This is a genomic window from Reyranella sp. (genome assembly GCF_052439685.1).
Lineage (GTDB): Bacteria > Pseudomonadota > Alphaproteobacteria > Reyranellales > Reyranellaceae > Reyranella.
In genome coordinates, this window is record NZ_JBQVQG010000002.1 from 395,821 (window position 1) to 412,189 (window position 16,369).

19 protein-coding genes are annotated in these 16,369 nt (G+C 67.1%); 6 read left to right on the forward strand and 13 right to left on the reverse strand.

Annotated elements, in window-relative coordinates:
* The first annotated feature begins 25 nt into the window (after nt 1–25).
* From hflX to ACT6UX_RS04980, 3 genes are all read left to right on the forward strand, one after another.
* Nucleotides 26–1,333: a GTPase HflX gene (gene hflX / locus ACT6UX_RS04970; RefSeq protein ID WP_444774136.1), complete on the forward strand. Its 1,308-nt coding sequence runs from the start codon at nt 26–28 to the stop codon at nt 1,331–1,333.
* Nucleotides 1,334–1,405: 72 nt separating this feature from the next.
* Complete coding sequence (locus tag ACT6UX_RS04975; RefSeq protein ID WP_444774026.1) at nt 1,406–1,693, forward strand: co-chaperone GroES; 288 nt, start codon at nt 1,406–1,408, stop codon at nt 1,691–1,693.
* Between the two features lie 5 nt (nt 1,694–1,698).
* Nucleotides 1,699–2,532, forward strand: a complete 834-nt coding sequence (locus tag ACT6UX_RS04980) for an inositol monophosphatase family protein (RefSeq protein ID WP_444774027.1) — start codon at nt 1,699–1,701, stop codon at nt 2,530–2,532.
* Nucleotides 2,533–2,537: 5 nt separating this feature from the next.
* Here ACT6UX_RS04980 and mazG read toward each other — a convergent pair whose 3' ends face one another.
* The 13 genes from mazG to ACT6UX_RS05045 form a co-directional block, all read right to left on the reverse strand.
* Nucleotides 2,538–3,368, reverse strand: coding sequence for a nucleoside triphosphate pyrophosphohydrolase (gene mazG, locus ACT6UX_RS04985; protein WP_444774028.1), 831 nt, complete (start codon nt 3,366–3,368; stop codon nt 2,538–2,540).
* A 74-nt stretch (nt 3,369–3,442) separates the two neighbouring features.
* Complete coding sequence (locus ACT6UX_RS04990) at nt 3,443–4,102, reverse strand: hypothetical protein (protein WP_444774029.1); 660 nt, start codon at nt 4,100–4,102, stop codon at nt 3,443–3,445.
* An 84-nt stretch (nt 4,103–4,186) separates the two neighbouring features.
* Nucleotides 4,187–4,957, reverse strand: a complete 771-nt coding sequence (locus ACT6UX_RS04995; RefSeq protein ID WP_444774030.1) for an MBL fold metallo-hydrolase — start codon at nt 4,955–4,957, stop codon at nt 4,187–4,189.
* Complete coding sequence (locus ACT6UX_RS05000) at nt 4,948–5,736, reverse strand: TatD family hydrolase (protein WP_444774031.1); 789 nt, start codon at nt 5,734–5,736, stop codon at nt 4,948–4,950. The genes ACT6UX_RS04995 and ACT6UX_RS05000 overlap by 10 nt, the downstream gene beginning before the upstream one ends.
* Nucleotide 5,737: 1 nt before the next feature.
* A complete protein-coding gene (gene metG, locus ACT6UX_RS05005; protein ID WP_444774032.1) occupies nt 5,738–7,348 on the reverse strand; it encodes a methionine--tRNA ligase in 1,611 nt (536 codons plus the stop codon).
* Between the two features lie 168 nt (nt 7,349–7,516).
* Entirely contained in the window at nt 7,517–8,647 is a 1,131-nt protein-coding gene (locus ACT6UX_RS05010; RefSeq protein ID WP_444774033.1) for a DNA polymerase III subunit delta', read from the reverse strand.
* Between the two features lie 3 nt (nt 8,648–8,650).
* Entirely contained in the window at nt 8,651–9,289 is a 639-nt protein-coding gene (tmk, locus tag ACT6UX_RS05015) for a dTMP kinase (protein WP_444774034.1), read from the reverse strand.
* Complete coding sequence (locus ACT6UX_RS05020) at nt 9,286–10,575, reverse strand: D-alanyl-D-alanine carboxypeptidase family protein (RefSeq protein ID WP_444774035.1); 1,290 nt, start codon at nt 10,573–10,575, stop codon at nt 9,286–9,288. Before ACT6UX_RS05020 ends, tmk begins: the two co-directional genes overlap by 4 nt.
* Nucleotides 10,559–11,641 (reverse strand): septal ring lytic transglycosylase RlpA family protein, encoded by a 1,083-nt coding sequence (locus tag ACT6UX_RS05025; protein ID WP_444774036.1) that lies wholly within the window; start codon nt 11,639–11,641, stop codon nt 10,559–10,561. Before ACT6UX_RS05025 ends, ACT6UX_RS05020 begins: the two co-directional genes overlap by 17 nt.
* Before the next feature lie 69 nt (nt 11,642–11,710).
* Complete coding sequence (locus tag ACT6UX_RS05030; RefSeq protein ID WP_444774037.1) at nt 11,711–12,595, reverse strand: lytic murein transglycosylase; 885 nt, start codon at nt 12,593–12,595, stop codon at nt 11,711–11,713.
* A gap of 98 nt (nt 12,596–12,693) precedes the next feature.
* Nucleotides 12,694–13,014 carry an Atu4866 domain-containing protein gene (locus ACT6UX_RS05035; RefSeq protein ID WP_444774038.1) on the reverse strand — a complete coding sequence of 107 codons (321 nt, stop codon included), beginning with the start codon at nt 13,012–13,014 and terminating at the stop codon, nt 12,694–12,696.
* On the reverse strand, nt 13,011–13,478 hold the full coding sequence (locus ACT6UX_RS05040; RefSeq protein ID WP_444774039.1) for a carboxymuconolactone decarboxylase family protein: 468 nt from the start codon (nt 13,476–13,478) through the stop codon (nt 13,011–13,013). Before ACT6UX_RS05040 ends, ACT6UX_RS05035 begins: the two co-directional genes overlap by 4 nt.
* Nucleotides 13,479–13,481: 3 nt before the next feature.
* Complete coding sequence (locus ACT6UX_RS05045) at nt 13,482–14,213, reverse strand: SDR family oxidoreductase (RefSeq protein ID WP_444774040.1); 732 nt, start codon at nt 14,211–14,213, stop codon at nt 13,482–13,484.
* 107 nt (nt 14,214–14,320) lie between these two features.
* Between ACT6UX_RS05045 and ACT6UX_RS05050 the strand changes: the two genes are divergently transcribed.
* The 3 genes from ACT6UX_RS05050 (at nt 14,321) to msrA (ending at nt 16,253) form a co-directional block, all read left to right on the forward strand.
* On the forward strand, nt 14,321–15,211 hold the full coding sequence (locus ACT6UX_RS05050) for a LysR family transcriptional regulator (RefSeq protein ID WP_444774041.1): 891 nt from the start codon (nt 14,321–14,323) through the stop codon (nt 15,209–15,211).
* A gap of 77 nt (nt 15,212–15,288) precedes the next feature.
* Nucleotides 15,289–15,738, forward strand: a complete 450-nt coding sequence (gene msrB, locus ACT6UX_RS05055; protein WP_444774042.1) for a peptide-methionine (R)-S-oxide reductase MsrB — start codon at nt 15,289–15,291, stop codon at nt 15,736–15,738.
* On the forward strand, nt 15,735–16,253 hold the full coding sequence (msrA, locus tag ACT6UX_RS05060; protein WP_444774043.1) for a peptide-methionine (S)-S-oxide reductase MsrA: 519 nt from the start codon (nt 15,735–15,737) through the stop codon (nt 16,251–16,253). The genes msrB and msrA overlap by 4 nt, the downstream gene beginning before the upstream one ends.
* The last annotated feature ends 116 nt before the right edge of the window (nt 16,254–16,369 follow it).

Consider the following 16,369-nt stretch of genomic DNA (forward strand, 5'->3'; position numbering starts at 1 on the left):
ACCCGAAAAGCGTGCACGGCAGCCGTTGGAGACCGTGCGTCCGGCGACGGTCGCTGCGGTCGTGTGTCCGTACATGGCGGGACCGCGCGGTCGCGGTAGCGACCGCGACAGCGAGGCCAAGCTGGAGGAGGCCGTGGGCCTTGCCCGGGCGATCGACCTCGACGTCCAACTGGAGCAGATCGCGCCGTTGCGCCAGGTCACGCCGGCGACTCTGCTCGGCAAGGGCGTGGTCGCTCGGATCGCGCAGGCCGTCGAAGAACTCGGCATTGGCCTGGTCGTCGTCGATGACAGACTGACGCCGGTCCAGCAGCGCAATCTCGAAAAGGCCTGGCAGGCCAAGGTCATCGACCGTACCGGCCTCATCCTGGAGATTTTCGGCGCGCGTGCCCGCACGCATGAAGGACGTCTGCAGGTCGAGCTGGCCGCGCTCGACTACCAACGTGGCCGTCTCGTTCGGTCGTGGACCCATCTCGAGCGCCAGCGAGGCGGCTTCGGCTTCCTGGGCGGCCCCGGCGAATCGCAGATCGAGATCGACCGCCGCCTGATCGGCGAGCGTATCGTGCGCATCAAGCGCGACCTCGAAAGCGTGCGCAAGACGCGCGCCGTCAACCGCGCCGGCCGCAAGAAGGCGCGCCTGCCCACCGTGGCGCTGGTCGGCTACACCAATGCTGGCAAGTCGACACTGTTCAATCGGATGTCGGGCGCCGAAGTCATGGCCAAGGACCTGCTGTTCGCCACGCTCGATCCGACGATGCGCTCGATCAAGCTGCCGAATGGCAAATCCTGCGTCCTCTCCGACACGGTCGGTTTCGTCTCAGATCTGCCGACTCATCTGGTCGCGGCCTTCCGCGCTACCCTGGAAGAGGTGATCGAGGCCGACCTGATCGTGCACGTGCGTGACATCTCCCACCCCGACACCGAGCAGCAGCGCGCCGACGTCGAAGACGTGCTGCACGAGCTCGGAGCGCTGGACGAGGCAGGGGGGCGCCCGTTCATCGAGGCGCTGAACAAGGTCGATGCGCTGCCTGAGGAGGTGCGCCAGACCCTCGAGACCCGAACCGCCACGGGTGCCAAACGGGCACGGCAATATCCAGTTTCAGCGCTGACCGGGGAGGGCGTTGACCGGTTGCTTAACGCCATCGGCGACCTCCTGGGCGCGACCGGCGAGGCGCGCGAAGTCTCGGTGCCACTGGCCGATGGGGCGACCATCGCCTGGCTCTACCGCCACGGCGAGGTGCGCAGCCGCCGGGACGAAGGGGACACTGCCTGGCTCACGGTGGCGCTCGATGCCGCCGCCGCGGCCCAGTTCGAGCGCCGCCAGCAGGCGCGCTGACAGCTCTGCGTTGACACTCCGCGGGCGCCGTTCCTATAAGCGCCCAGCATTCTCAGGACGAAGGAAAACACCATGGGTTTCAAGCCTTTGCACGATCGAATTCTGCTGAAGCCGGTGGCTGCCGAGACCCGCACCAAGGGCGGTCTGATCATTCCCGACACGGCCCAGGAAAAGCCCATACAGGGCAAGGTCGTCGCGGTCGGCAAGGGCCGCCGCCTCGAGGATGGCCGCCTGCAGGAACTCGGCGTCAAGGTCGGCGACACCGTCCTCTACGGCAAGTGGTCGGGCACCGAGGTGAAGCTCGGCGGCGAAGATCACGTGATCCTGAAGGAAGAGGACCTGTTCGGCGTCGTCGGCTGAGGCCGATGCTCGATACTGGCGGCTCGGAACGGGTCGCTGAACTCATGCGCGAGACGGCGGCAGCGGAGCTGCTGCCCCGGTTCCGCAATCTCTCCAAGGACGACGTCCGCCAGAAGCGGCCGGGTGACATCGTCACCGTGGCTGACGTGGCGTCCGAGCAGCGGCTGGCCAGCGGGCTGGCGAAGATCCTGCCGGGCGTGCCGGTGGTGGGCGAGGAGGCGGTCGAGAAGGATCCGGGCCTGCTCGATCTCATCGCCCGTCCGGGCGAGGCCTGCTGGATCGTCGATCCGCTCGACGGCACTGCAAACTTCGCCGCAGGCCGCGACCGTTTTGCGATGATTATCTGTCTGGTTCAGGACACCAGGGCGGTCGCCGGCTGGATCCTCGACGTGCCGAACGACCGGATGGCGGTGACGCATCTGGGCGGTGGCGTGCGCTTCGACGGCAAGTCGATCCAGGGCGTGCCCGGCACCCGGCCACTCAACGGCTTCGTCGGCTACAAGATCGCCCGGTCGTTCGACGAGCAGCTGGGTCCTGGGCAGCGCGCCCGGCTCGGCACCATCACCACCCTGCGCTGCGCCGGCGCCGAGTATCTGGAGATTCTGGCGGGCCGGGCGAATTTCAGCCTCTACCGCACGACCAAGCCTTGGGATCACGCCGCGGGCACGTTGATGATGCGGGAGGCGGGCGGCGACGCAGTGCAGTTCGGCGCGGCCCCCTACAGCCCGGCCCAGCCCCTCAATGCCGGCCTGATCACCGCCTCGACGCAAGAGGCGCTGAACGAGGCGAGGGCGCTCCTCGAAGCCTCGCGCCTGCCACTGCTGACGCCGAGGCCGTAGAGACTTCAAACTCGCGTCTTGGCTTCCTGCCAGAGCGCTTCCATCTCCTCGAGGCTGGCGTCGGACGGCTTGCGGCCGGTTTCGGCCAGGCGGCGCTCAATGTGGCGGAAACGCTTCTCGAACTTGTCATTTGTGGCCCGCAGCGCGACCTCTGGGTCGACCTTGCAATGACGGGCGAGGTTCGCGACCGCGAACAGGACATCGCCAAGTTCGTCCGCGACCTTGGCCTGCTCGACCTTTCCGGCTTCCAGTTCGGCACGCAGTTCGCGCAGCTCTTCCTCGATCTTGTCGATGACCGGCCCGATCGCCACCCAGTCAAAACCGACCCGGGCGGCCCGCTTCTGGATCTTCTCGGCCCGCATCAGGGCGGGAAGGGCGCGCGCCACCCCGTCCAGAGCACCCGTCGCGCCTTCCGTGATGCCCTTCGCGGCCCGCTCGGCCGCCTTGCGGGCTTCCCAGGACACGGTCTGGGCATCGGCCGTACGGATGTCCATGTCGCCGAAGACGTGCGGATGGCGGTCGACCATCTTGTCGGCGATCGCGGCGGCCACGTCGTCGAAACCGAAGGCCTGGGCCTCGCTGGCAATCTGGCTGTGATAGACGACCTGGAGCAGCAGGTCGCCGAGTTCTTCCTTCAGCGCCGGTATGTCTTCGCGCTCGATGGCGTCGGCGACCTCATAGGCTTCCTCGATCGTGTATGGCGCGATGGTGCGGAAGGTCTGGTCGATGTCCCAGGGGCAGCCATGCTGGCGGTCGCGCAGCCAGGCCATGACGGCCAGCAGCCGCGGGAGTGGTTCCTTGGGCAGGATTTCCGGGGTCGGCTTGCCTGAAGTCATGGCGTCGAACTCATTCTCGATTATCGTATAATATATATTATGACAAATATTGATATGGTATCCATATCATAGGATTACCAGTTTATTCTCATATTCTGCGTTATAAGCGCCAGGAGTTGCAGCCCGCGCCCGGCTTCGTTGGTCGGCACGCCGAGCGTCACCAGCACGCCGACTTTCGGGTTCCTGGGATCCGGAAGGATGAGGTCGAAGACGGTGCGCGGCCCGGTGCTGTCCGACGGTCCCTTCGGCACGTTCTCGTAGACCACCAGGAAACTGCCGTCCCGTAGCTTGCGTGCCTGGGCCTGGACGCCGGGCCGGCGGGCCTTCATCGAACCGGCCTTGGTGGCGGCGTAGTGCTCGGCGTCCCGGACGCCCTCATAGGCGAAGTCGACCCGCCACACGATCAGCCTGATGCGCTTGTCGAGCGTGTAGGCAACGCCCCGCTCCCCATCCTCGGTGGCCTGCCACCCCATGGGCAGCAGCAGCTCGACCTTGACCGAATCGAACCGCAGCCGGACGGCCTGGCTGGCCGGATCGATGCCGAGGACGCGAGTGAAGGTCTGCGTGGTGCCGCCGCCGATGCTCTGCTCGCCGCGGGTGAAGCTCGAACCGTTGTCGGGGACGCCGAAATCCCGAAACGTGAGACCGCCGGGATCCAGCCGCCCCGTCGTCTGGGCTTCGAGGGACCCGGTCGAGAGCGCAAAAGCGGCGGCCGTCGCGCCGGACAGGAACATCCGGCGTCCGGACTCCTTTCGTTTACGCTCATTTATCAGATTAGGATGATCCGATATCCATCTGGTATATAACAATTATTCACCCTAGAGGTCGATGTTCAGACCGTCGTGGCAAGGCGTGACGTGAGCCGGCGTCGTCCTGTCGACTTCAGCATAGTCCATATCGACATGCAGGTTGGTCAAGAAGGCCCGACGCGGCCGCAGCCGGTCGATCCACTCCAGGGCGCGGTCGAGATGGGCGTGGGTCGGGTGAGGCCGGTAGCGCATCGCGTCCACGATCAGCACCTCCACGCCCTCCAGGGCTTGGAGCGACTCCTCCGGCAGCATGACGACGTCATTGGCATAGCCGACGGCGCCGAAGCGGAAACCCAGCGAGGGAATCGTCCCATGGTCTTGCAGGAAGGGCACCACGGGCAGACCGGCGGCGCGGAAGGGACCGGAGATGACCGAATGATCGTAGATCGGATTGTAGAAGCCGTTACCCTCGGCATGGAAACAGTAGCCGAAGCGCCGGCTCAGAACCCCGTAAGTCCGCTCGTCCGACCAGGATTCGATCTGCCCCTGGCGCAGCGCGAACGGCCTGATGTCATCGATGCCATGACACTGGTCGGCGTGGTCGTGGGTCCAGATCACCGCGTCGATCCGCTCGACCTCGGCGGCCAGGAGCTGGCTGCGCAGGTCGGGCGAGGTGTCGACCAAGACGGTCTTTCCCTGGTCCTGGACCAGGATGGAGCAGCGGGTGCGGCGGTTGCGCGGGTCGGCCGGGTTGGCTGCCCCCCACTCGCCCGTCCCGCCCGGTCCGCCGACCCGGGGAACGCCCGCCGAGGTCCCGCAGCCCAGGATGGTTACGCGCACCGGGAACGCTCCGCCTTGGTGAACAGCCGGAAGAAATTATCGGTGGTCGCGGCCTCAAGCTCGGCCAGGCTCACGCCCTTCAGTTCGGCGACCTTGGCCGCCGTGTGGGCAACGAAGGCGGGCTCGTTGGTCTTGCCGCGCTTGGGGATCGGCGCCAGGTACGGCGCGTCGGTCTCGACCAGCAGCCGGTCGAGCGGCACGTCGCGCACGATGGCGCGCAGGTCCTCAGCCGCCTTGAAGGTCACGATCCCGGAGATCGAGATGTAGAGGCCGAGCGCCAGGGCGCGTTCGGCCACGGCGCGGCCCGAGCTGAAACAGTGGATCAGGCCGGGGAAGGCGCCCTTCCCGTATTCCTCTTCCAGCATGTCGCCAGTCTCGGCGTCGGCGTTGCGGGTGTGCACGATCAGCGGCAGACCGGTCTCTCGCGACGCCGCAATATGGGCGCGGAAGCTCTCGGCCTGCTCCTCGCGCGGGCTGTGCTCGTAATAGAAGTCGAGGCCGGTCTCGCCGATGCCGACGACCTTGGGATAGTGCGTCGCCTCGATCAGCCGGTCGGGGGTGCGTTGTCCCTCCTCTTTCGCCTCGTGCGGATGGACGCCGACCGAGCACCAGACATTGTCGTGGCGCTCGGCAATCGCCCGCACCCGCTCGAACTGGTCGAGGCGCGTGCCGATCGTGAGCATGCCGGCGACGCCGGCCGTCCGGGCGCGCGCCAGCACCCCGCCTTCGTCGCTCGTCAGCTCCGGGAAATCGAGATGGCAGTGGCTGTCGATCAGCATGTCAGCCTGCGGCCTTGGGGACCTTGGGCGCCTTGGGCTGCTTCGGCGGCTTGACCGGCGCCGCAGCGGCGGGCGTCGGCTCGACGAAGCGCGGGAACACGCCCTGCGGCGGCGGCAGCGCCGTGCCGGAGACCAGCTCCTCGTCGAAGGCAGCATAGGCGCGCTTCTCCGGCGCGATCGCCAGCTGGTCGAGGATCTTCGCCGCCGAAGCGGGCATGAAAGGCTGGACCAGAAGCGTGATCCGCCGGATCGTCTCGGCGAGCACCCACAGCACCGTGTCGCGTCGCACCGGGTCGGTCTTGGCCAGCGCCCACGGCGCCTGCGCGTCGACGTAACGGTTGGCGTCGGCGATCACCTCCCAGATGGAGGTCAGCGCCTTGTGAAAGGCCTGCTCGTCGAGCTCGGCACGCACGGTGGCCAGCAGGCCCTTCGCGCGGTCGAGCAGGACTGTGTCCGCCTCGATCAGGTCTCCCTTGGGCGGGACCTTCTCGCCGCAATTCTTGGCGACGATCGACAGCACGCGCTGGCAGAGATTGCCGTAGGCGTTGGCAAGGTCGGCGTTCATGCGGCCGATCAGGGCGCGGCGCTGGAAGTCGCCATCATTGCCGAACGGCACTTCGCGCAGCAGGAAGTAACGCACCTGGTCGACGCCGAACTCCTTGGTCACTGCGACTGGATCGATCGCGTTGCCCAGCGACTTCGAGATTTTCTGCCCCTCGGTGGTCCACCAACCCGAGGCGAAGACACGCTTGGGCGCGGGAATGCCGGCCGACAGGAGGAACGCCGGCCAGAAGACGCAATGGAAACGGATGATGTCCTTGCCGACGACGTGCACATCCGCCGGCCAGAAACGCCACAGAGGATTGCTCTCGTCGGGATAGCCCACCTCGGTGATGTAGTTGGTCAGCGCGTCGAGCCACACGTACATGATGTGCTTCTCGTCGCCCGGCACGGGGATACCCCAGGAGAAACTGGTGCGCGAAACCGAGAGGTCCTGCAGGCCACCCTTCACGAAGCTGATCACCTCGTTGCGCCGGCTCTCCGGCGCGATGAAGCGCGGGTTCTTCTCGTAGAACTCGAGCAGCCGGTCGGTCCAGGCCGAGAGCCTGAAGAAATAGGACGGCTCCTCGACCCACTCGACCTCGTTGTTGACCGGGCCGGCGCGGCGCTTGCCGTCGGAACCGACCGTGGTCTCGTCCTCGGCATAGAACGCCTCGTCACGCACCGAATACCAGCCGGCATACTTGCCGAGATAGATGTCGCCCGAAGCGACGAGCTTCTCCCACAGGGCCTGGCAGGAGGCGTAGTGGCGCGGCTCGGTGGTACGGATGAACCCGTCGGGGCTGTAGTTCATCACGCCGATCAGATCGCGGAACGACTGGCTCACCTTGTCGGTAAAGGCCTGCGGCGTCATGCCGGCGGCGGCGGCCGCCTTTTCGACTTTCTGGCCGTGCTCGTCGGTGCCGGTGACGAAATGGACGTCATGGCCGTCGAGACGCTTGAAACGCGCCAGGACATCGCAGGCGAGCGTCGCGTAGGCATGCCCGATATGGGGCACGTCGTTGACATAGTAGATCGGCGTGGTGACGTAATAGGTGCTTTTGCCCGACATGATACTCAACTCCGAACGGCCGCCCCTAGCGGGGCACGAGACTCAAGCGCGTTCAGCCCCGCATTCGTGTGCAGGGCAGCGAGTCTCTGATGTCGGGCCGGGGCAACATGGGCGGTCTTTTCCCATGCCTCCCCTCGGGGATCAAGAGTCGGGGCCGCGATGGCGCGCTCATCGCGTTGCCGATTGCAGCTTCAGGAAACTGCCCATCACGGTCTGCTTGCGGTCGAGGTTCACCGCATCGGCCCGCGCGAACAGGTTCGCCACCTCCTCCGATGCCGCCATCCAGCGATCGGGGCTCGCAGTCGAAAGCAGACGCGCCTGCAGGCCGCTTTCCATCGGCACGACGGGTGCAGCTTCCGTGGCGAGCGCGGCCTGACGCAGGAGGCTCTTCAGCCAGCCGTCGAACAGGTAGTTGAGCGAACGCCAGTCGGCATTGGCCTCCTCGCCGCGCTTGGCAAATCGCTCGGCGAAGGCATGCAGCCGCGGCATGTCGAGATCAGGCAGGGTGGCCAGCACTTCGACCATCTCGCGATAGAGGTCGAGACTGCCCGCCGCCCCGAGTTCGAGCGCCCGCCCGATGCTGCCCTCGGCGAGCCGGGCGAGCGCCCTTCTCTCCTCGGGTTTCGTGTCCGGCGCGTGGATACCGAGCAGATCGACCACCGTGTCCTCGGACAATGGTTGCATCGTCAGCCTGCGGCAGCGCGAACGGATGGTCGGGAGCAGCCTTCCGGGCGCATGCGCCACGATCAGCAGCACGGCATTGGGCGGCGGCTCCTCGAGAATCTTCAGCACCGCATTGGCGCTGTTGCGGTTCATCTCGTCGGCCGCATCGACGATGGCGACCCGCGCCTTTCCCATCGCCGGCGTCATGTGCATGAAGCCGCCGAGGTCGCGCACGTCGTCCACGGCTATCTCGGCGCGCATGCGTCCCGTGTCGCGGTTCAGCGAGCGGCGCAGATGGAACAGGTCGGGATGCGAGCGTGCATCGACCAGGTGCCGACCCGGCGCGTCCGCCGGAACGTCGAGCGATTCAGGCGCGCCGCCGAACAGGCCGCCCTGGTCCTGTCCCGCGAGCAGGAACCGCGCGAAGCGCCAGGCCAGGGTCGCCTTGCCGATGCCGCGCGGCCCCGTCAGCAACCAGGCATGGTGCAGCCGCCCGCTCTGCTGCGCCGCCAGCATGGTCCGCTCGGCCTGCTCGTGCCCGACCAGCCGATCATTGCGCCACGGCGGTGGCCACCCATAGGGCCATTCGAGCCTCTCGAGCTCGGCCGGATCGGAAGGCGTCTTCGCCCGCGCCAAGTCTCAGGCCCCGAAGCGCGTCGTGAGCACGTCGGCGATCGAGCGGGCGATGTCGTCGATGCCGGCGGTGGCGCCGATCACGACGCAGCGCTCGGGGGCGGCGGCGGCGATGTCGAGAAAGCCGGCGCGGACGCGCTCGTGGAACGCGACCGGCAGCGATTCGTAGCGGGTTTCCTTGCCGCGACGCGCCGCAGCGCGTGCCAAGCCAGCTTCGACCGGCAGGTCGAGGATCAAGGTGAGATCGGGACGGAAATCGCCCACCGTCATGTCATAAAGCGCACCCAGCATCGCCCGGTCGATGCCGTGGCCGTAGCCCTGATAGGCCATCGTCGAATCGGCGAAGCGGTCCGACACGACCCAGGTGCCGTTCGCGATGGCGGGCCATACCGTCGTGCGCAGATGTTCGCGGCGTGCCGCGAAATGCAGCAGCGCTTCCGTCACGCCGTCCCAACGCTCCGCCGGGCCTTCGACGAGGAGCTTGCGCACCATCTCGGCGCCGGGCGCGCCGCCCGGTTCACGCGTGGCGATGCACTCGTGGCCGCGCGTCTCGATCCATTGCTTGAGGCGGGCGATCTGGGTCGACTTGCCGGCCCCTTCTCCGCCCTCCAGCGTGATGAAACGCCCCAGCGTGCGCTCCGTCACGACATCCAGCCGAACATGTAATGCCGCAGCATCGTGGCGACCCGACTGAACACGCCCATGCGCGGCACGTCCGCGCCGGCTTCCAATGGGTATTCGACGGTGCGGTTGTCCGGGAGCGTGACGACGGCGGTGCCGATCTTCGTGCCCTTCACGATCGGCGCCGCGATCGGCCCGTCGAAGCGCGCGACGGCGCGCGGCGCGGCGCCCTGCCCGGTCGGCACGGTGAGCTGGACGGTCTTGGGGATGACCAGCGGCACGGTTTCCTGTGCGCCGAGCCAGACCGGCGCCTCGACCAGCATGTCGCCGCCCCGGAACACCGTGATGTTGGTCGACTCACGAAATCCCCATTCCATCAGGCGCGCCGTCTCCTGCGCACGCTCGGCCATCGAGGTCAGGCCGTTGACGACCAGGATCAGGCGGCGCCCGTCGCGCACTGCCGAGGTGGTCTGCCCGTAGCCGCCCTCTTCCGTATGGCCCGTCTTAAGCCCGTCGGTGCCCGGCGTAAGCTTCAGCAGGCGGTTGCGATTCTCCTGCCGGATGTTGTTGTAGGTCCAGTTCGTCTCCGAATAGTACTTGTAGTACTGTGGGTAGTTGTCGATCGTGTGCCAGCCCAATACAGCAAGATCGCGCGCGGTCGTGTACTGGCCCTCGGCGGGCCAGCCCGAGGCATTCTTGAAAACCGTCTTCGTCATGCCGATTTCTTTGGCGCGCTTGTTCATGCGCTCGGCGAAAGCGTCCTCGCTGCCGGCCAGTCCCTCGGCGATCACCACGCAGGCATCGTTGCCCGAGAGGATGATGATGCCCTTGATCAGGTCCTCGACCGTTGGTTCCGAACCCACTTCAAGGAACATGCGCGAGCCGCCCATGCTGCGCGCCTTCTCGCTGACGCGAAACCGCGTGTCGAGCTTCAGGCGGCCGGCCGCCAGCTCGTCGAAGATGATGTAGATGGTCATCATCTTGGACATCGACGACGGCGGCATCGGCGTCTCGGCGTCCTTGAACAGCAGCACTGTCGAGGTCTGCGGATCGACCATGAAGGCATGACGCGCCAGCGTGCCGATGCCGACCTGCGACGGTGGCAGTGATTCCACCTTGGGGGCCGCCGCTTCCTTCGGGGCGGGTTTGGCGGCAGCCGGCGCACGCGGCTTGACCGGAGGCTTCTGCGACTGGGCCGGCGGTTTGCGCGGCGTATCCTGCTGCGCCGAGGCCGTGAGCGAGAGACCGGCCAGGCTGGCGACGGCGAGGAGCGCCAGTGCGGCGCGATTGAGCCTATTCAGCGACCACACGGGCATCCCCATAGCCTGAACGCTTGAGCCGGTCGGCGACAATGCCGGCGGCATCTTGAGTGGTATAGGGCCCCAGCCGCACGCGATAAACATCGCGTCCGCTGGCCGAGACCTGGGAAATTTCGGGGTTGCCGTAGCTGCGCACGGCGCTGCGCTGGCGTTCGGCATTTTCATGGGTCGAGAAGGCACCGACCTGCACGAAGAAACCACTGAGCTGCGACGACGGCGTGGCCGTGCTGGTCGTTGCCGACAGCGACGCGATCGTGGGCGGAAGGTCGCCCGACGCAGATCTCGGCGCGCCGAACGGCACATTGCGCGGTGGCGGCGCATACACGGTCTGTGCGGGAGCTGCGGGCGCGGGTGGCGGCTCGTAGGAGGCCTGCATGATCGGCGGCGGCAGCGGCGCTGCCGCCGGTACCGGGGCCGGCACGGGCGTCGGAGGCGGCGTGGGTACCGGGGCCGGCGCCGCACGGCTGCCGCCCGCCAACTGGGCCACGGCCTGCTGCTGCTCGGCCGGACCGCCGCCGCTCAGCGCGACGTCCTTCACCGCGAGACTCTCGGCCTGGAGCTGGTCGACGCGGACCCGGGCCGTGCCCTTGCCGACCATGTCGATTTCCTCTGCCGCCGTGCGCGACAGATCGATGACACGGCTGCGGGCGAAGGGGCCGCGATCGTTGACGCGCACCACCGTGCTGCGACCGTTTTCGAGGTTGGTCACGCGCACGATAGCCGGCATCTGGAGGGTGCGATGGGCCGCCGTCCGGTCGGCCTGATCGTAGCGCTCGCCGTTGGCCGTCGACTTGCCGTGGAAACCCGGGCCGTACCAGGAGGCGGTGCCGGTCTCGCTCAGGGTGAAGGTCTCGCGTGGCGTGTAGGTCACGCCGTCGATCTTGTAGGGCTGCCCGACCTTGTAAGTGCCGCGCTGGGCGACGCCGCTGCCGGGAGTTCCGCCCCCGCCCTTGCTCGACGAACCGCAGGCCGCAAGGCTGGCCAGCAGCGCTGCCGCCCCGCACAGCCGAAGCGCGCCGGACAGGGGAAATCCCAATTTTACCAATGCTAGCGGCATGATGTTCACATCATACATCATCTCGGCCCGCGGCGGGAGCGGCCTGCTTGGTCGCGTCCACCGCGCCGGTCAGGCCGCAATCCGGTCGGACAGGAGACCCACCGCAAGGGCGAAGAAATCCGACTGGTTCCAGCGCAGGATCACCTTGAAATTCTCGGTCGTCTGGTAGGCTGGGCCGCCCGCTCCTGCCGGCCGCACGATGCGTCCGCCGCCGCCAGCCTGCGTCCCGGGGGAGACCTCGTCGCCCCAGCGCAGTCCAGGCCGCCAGCCGACCCTGCGCAGGTAGTTCACGATCGAGGCGAAAACGTCGAGTTTGTTGGTCCAGATGTCCTTGCGGCCGTCGCCGTCGCCGTCGGCGGCATAGGCGAGGAAGCTGGTCGGGATGAACTGGCATTGGCCCATGGCGCCGGCCCATGAACCCTTCATCGCGTGCAGGCCGATATGGCCCTGCGACAGGATCTTCAGCGAGGCGATGAGCTGCTCGCGGAAGAACTTGGCTCGGAAGTTGTTGTGGACCAGCGTGGCCAGCGCCTCCACCACCTCGAAGTCGCCAAGCCGCGTGCCGTAGTTGCTTTCGATGCCCCACAGCGCCACCGCGACCTGGGGCGGCAGGCCCGCCGGCCCGGCGAAACGTTCGATCGCGGCACGGTTCTCGGCCAGCAGCGCGCGGCCGCGCTTGATGCGCTCGTCGGAGACGACGAGACCCTGATAGCGCTCCCACGTCATCTTGAACTCGGGCTGGTTGCGCGCCTGTTCCATCACCTTCGGAACCTCGCGGATGTCGGCCAGCGCGGCGTCGAGCGTGCCCTTGTCGACGCCCGCCCGCAGCGCCTCCTGGCGGATCCCCTGCAGCCAGGCCACGGGAAACCGCCCGTCACCCTGGGCTAAGGCAGGCCCGGAGGCGGTCAGGGGCGCCAGGGTAGCGCCGGCACAGAGGAGTCTGCGAGTGATCATGAAGCGTCCGCTGGTTGGTCGTTGCCCTCACGGGATGCGTCAACCCTGTGCCGGCCAATCTTGCGCACACTATGGCGACCTCGCCCGCCCTGCCATCGTCACTTCCGGCGATATAGAATCATCCCGCCGTGATGCAGCGTGTCCTCGTCGACGAAGATGCCGTCGGCCGTGAAGCCGGTATCGTCCCAGTATTCGATCCGGGTCCCGCTGACTTCGTAGCGTCCACGATAAGCGCTCTCGCGCGTGCCGCGCGCTTCGTCATAGCGCTTGCCGGGCAACAGGTTGTGACGGACGTATCCATCGGCCGTCACCCACATGCCAACATAGGAGTGGGTTGCCATTTCGGCATGACCTCCGGTCGCGAGGATGAAGGAGCTGCTGATGGCGAGTGCGAGCGTGAGAAGGCGTATGGCCCTCATTGCGGCCTCCTCGCATCCCGGCGCTCGGCGAAGAGGTCGGAAAGCACCTGTGAGGCCGCGATGGCGCGCGAGATGCCCGCCGGCACGGTGATCATGTAGATGATCTCCTTCAGCTCCTCCTCGGACACGCCGACGTTGAGCGCGTAGCCGGCATGGACCTTCATGAAGGGCAGCTGGCCGGTCGCGGCGAAGGCCGCCACCGCCGCAAGCTGGCGTGTGCGGCCGTCGAGCCCGGGCCGCGCCCAGACATCGCCCAGCGCGTAGGCCTCAGTCGCCTCGGCGAGGAAGGGGAACTCCTGGCGCATGCGCTCCAGCGCCGGCTGGGGCTGGCCGCGATTGAGGTCGCGGATTACGGCGTCGCCGCGCTTCAGGCGCTCCTCGACCGTCTGCGCGACGACCGGGGCGGCGGTTGCGGCAACGAACAAGGCGGCGGCGATCGGCCCGAACATCGATTGCACGGTCATGTCTCATCCTCCCGTCGTGGCGGTGGGGCGTACGACGATCTCGTTAACGTCGACGTCGTCGGGTTGTTCGAGGGCGAAGCGGACGGCCCGGGCGATCGCGTCGGGCTTGAGGGCGATCTTGCGGAAGGCCTTCATCGCTTCGGCGGCGACCGGGTCGGTGATGGTGTCGGCAAGCTCGCTTTCGACGACGCCGGGATGAATACAGGTGACGCGGATCCTGTCGTTCTCCATCCGCAGCCCGTCCGAAATCGCGCGGACCGCATACTTGGTCGCGCAGTAAACGGCGGCGGCCGGGAAAACCTGAAGGGCCCCGATCGAGGCGATGTTGACGACGTGACCCGAGCCGCGCGCCGTCATTTCAGGCAACACGGCCGCGATGCCGTAGAGAACACCCTTGATGTTGACGTCGACCATGCGCTCCCATTCCGCGACCTTCATCGAGGCCATGGTCGACAGCGGCATCACGCCGGCATTGTTGACGATCACATCCACCCGCCCCCAGGCCGCACGCGCCGCCTCGGCGAAGGATTCGACGCTCTGCCGGTCGGTGACGTCGAGCGGACACACACGGGCCTCGCCGCCAGCGGCGATCAGCTGGCCTGCGAGCGCCTCCAGGCGGCAGAGGCGGCGCGCGCCCAGCATCACCTTTGCCCCGGCCGCAGCCAGTTCGCGGGCGATGTCGGCACCGATCCCGCTGGAGGCGCCGGTGACGAGAACGACTTTATCGAGAGACATGATGGGGTCCTTTCGCTCTGGGCGGTTGGCTTGCCCGGAACATGGACCTGAGTGATTGTCGCGATAAGACGACAATCCCTTACCAGTCTGGAAAGGTCTTCTAACCAATGGAGCCTGATCTGAACGCGCTGTCCGTCTTCGCCCTGGTGGCCGAGGAGTGCAGCTTCAAGGCGGCCGCCGACCGGCTTGGCGTGACCCGTTCGGCGGTCAGCCAAACGATCCAACGCCTCGAGAGCAGCCTCGGCATCGCGCTGGTCCTGCGCACGACGCGGAGCGTCAGCCTGACCGAGGCCGGCGAATGGCTGCATCTGCAGATCGCCCCGGCTGTGGCCGAAATGCGCGCCGCTCTGGAGAAGACCGCCGCCGTGCAGGGCCAGGCGCGCGGCCGGTTGCGGCTCGCTGTCTCCTCGATCGCCGAACGTTTCCTCGCAGGGCCGTTTCTGGCGGGCTTCGCCGAAGCCAACCCCGAGGTCGACCTCGACGTCACCGTGACCGACGACGCAATCGACATCGTGGCCGAGGGCTACGATGCCGGCGTCCGCCTGGGCGAAGTGATCGAGCAGGACATGATCGCCGTGCCGGTGGCGGGCGACGAGCGCCAACTGGCGGTTTGCGCCCCCTCCTACCGCCGGCGCTTCGGCGTGCCGCGACACCCGGCCGATCTCCCGTCGCACACCTGCATCGGCTGGCGGCCCGCGCCGAAGGCCGCACCCTACCGCTGGGAATTCGCCGAGGAGGACAAGGAGTTCAGCGTCGCCGTCGCGCCGCGGTTCGCCACCAACGACATGGCGCTGATGATCAAGCTCGCGGTCGCCGGCGCCGGCATCACCTTCGGCATGGAGGAGAGCTTTCGTGCCCTGATCGCCCGCGGCGAACTCGAGCCGATCCTCGAGGAGTACTGCCCCAGCTTCGCCGGGTTCTATCTCTATTATCCCAGCCGCCGGAACATCGCGCCGAAGCTCCGTGTCCTGATCGACTACCTGCAGCGGCAGCGATGACGACGACCGCCCCCTGACAGGGCGTCCCCCGCTCCCTATATTCTTCTTCCGAAGGCACGTTGCGACAGGAGCGCGAAATGCAGACTTACAAGAAGACTCCCGAAGCCCTGGCGAAGCTCACGCCCGAACAGATGTACGTCACGCAGGAGAGCGGCACCGAGCGCCCCGGGACCGGTGCCCTGCTGCACAACAAGGAGCCGGGCATTTACGTCGACGTCGTGTCGGGCGAGCCGCTTTTCGCCTCCTCCGACAAGTACGAATCGGGATGCGGCTGGCCGAGCTTCACCAAGCCGATCGAGCCCGCCAATGTCGCCGAGCTGAAGGATAGCTCGCACGGCATGCTGCGCATCGAGGTACGGTCGAAGCATGGCGACAGCCATCTCGGCCATGTCTTTCCCGACGGCCCGCGCGACCGCGGCGGGCTGCGCTACTGCATCAATTCCGCCTCGCTCCGCTTCATCCACCGTAAGGACATGGCGGCGGCGGGCTATGGGGCCTATCTCGACCAGGTGGAGGACGTGAAATGAGCCAAGAGCGCGCAGTACTGGCCGGCGGTTGTTTCTGGGGCATGCAGGACCTGATCCGCCGCATGCCTGGCGTGGTGTCGACGCGGGTCGGCTACACCGGCGGCCACGTCGCCAATGCCACCTACCGCAACCATGACGGCCATGCCGAAGCGATCGAGATCGTCTTCGATCCGTCGCGGCTGAGCTACCGCCAGCTGCTGGAGTTTTTCTTCCAGATCCACGATCCCTCGACGCTGGACCGCCAGGGCAACGACCGCGGCACCTCCTACCGCTCGGCGATCTTCTACACGAGCGACGAGCAGCGCTGCGTGGCCGAGGATACGATCGCCGACGTGGACGAGTCGGGCCTGTGGCCGGGCAAGGTCGTCACCGAGGTGACGGCGGCGTCCGACTTCTGGGAAGCCGAGCCCGAGCATCAGGACTATCTCGAGCGGATTCCCAACGGCTACACCTGCCACTTCGTGCGGCCGAACTGGCGGCTGCCCGTCCGGTCGAAAGCGGGTCAGGCCGCCTAAGGCGCCTGACCAGCTCCTTGTTCAGCGACCAGCCCCTGTTCGGAGAAGTCGTCACGTCGGGCAGCAGCGCATGGCTGCGCGGTTGCCATGCCGACCATCCGCACCTTCCTCGCGCG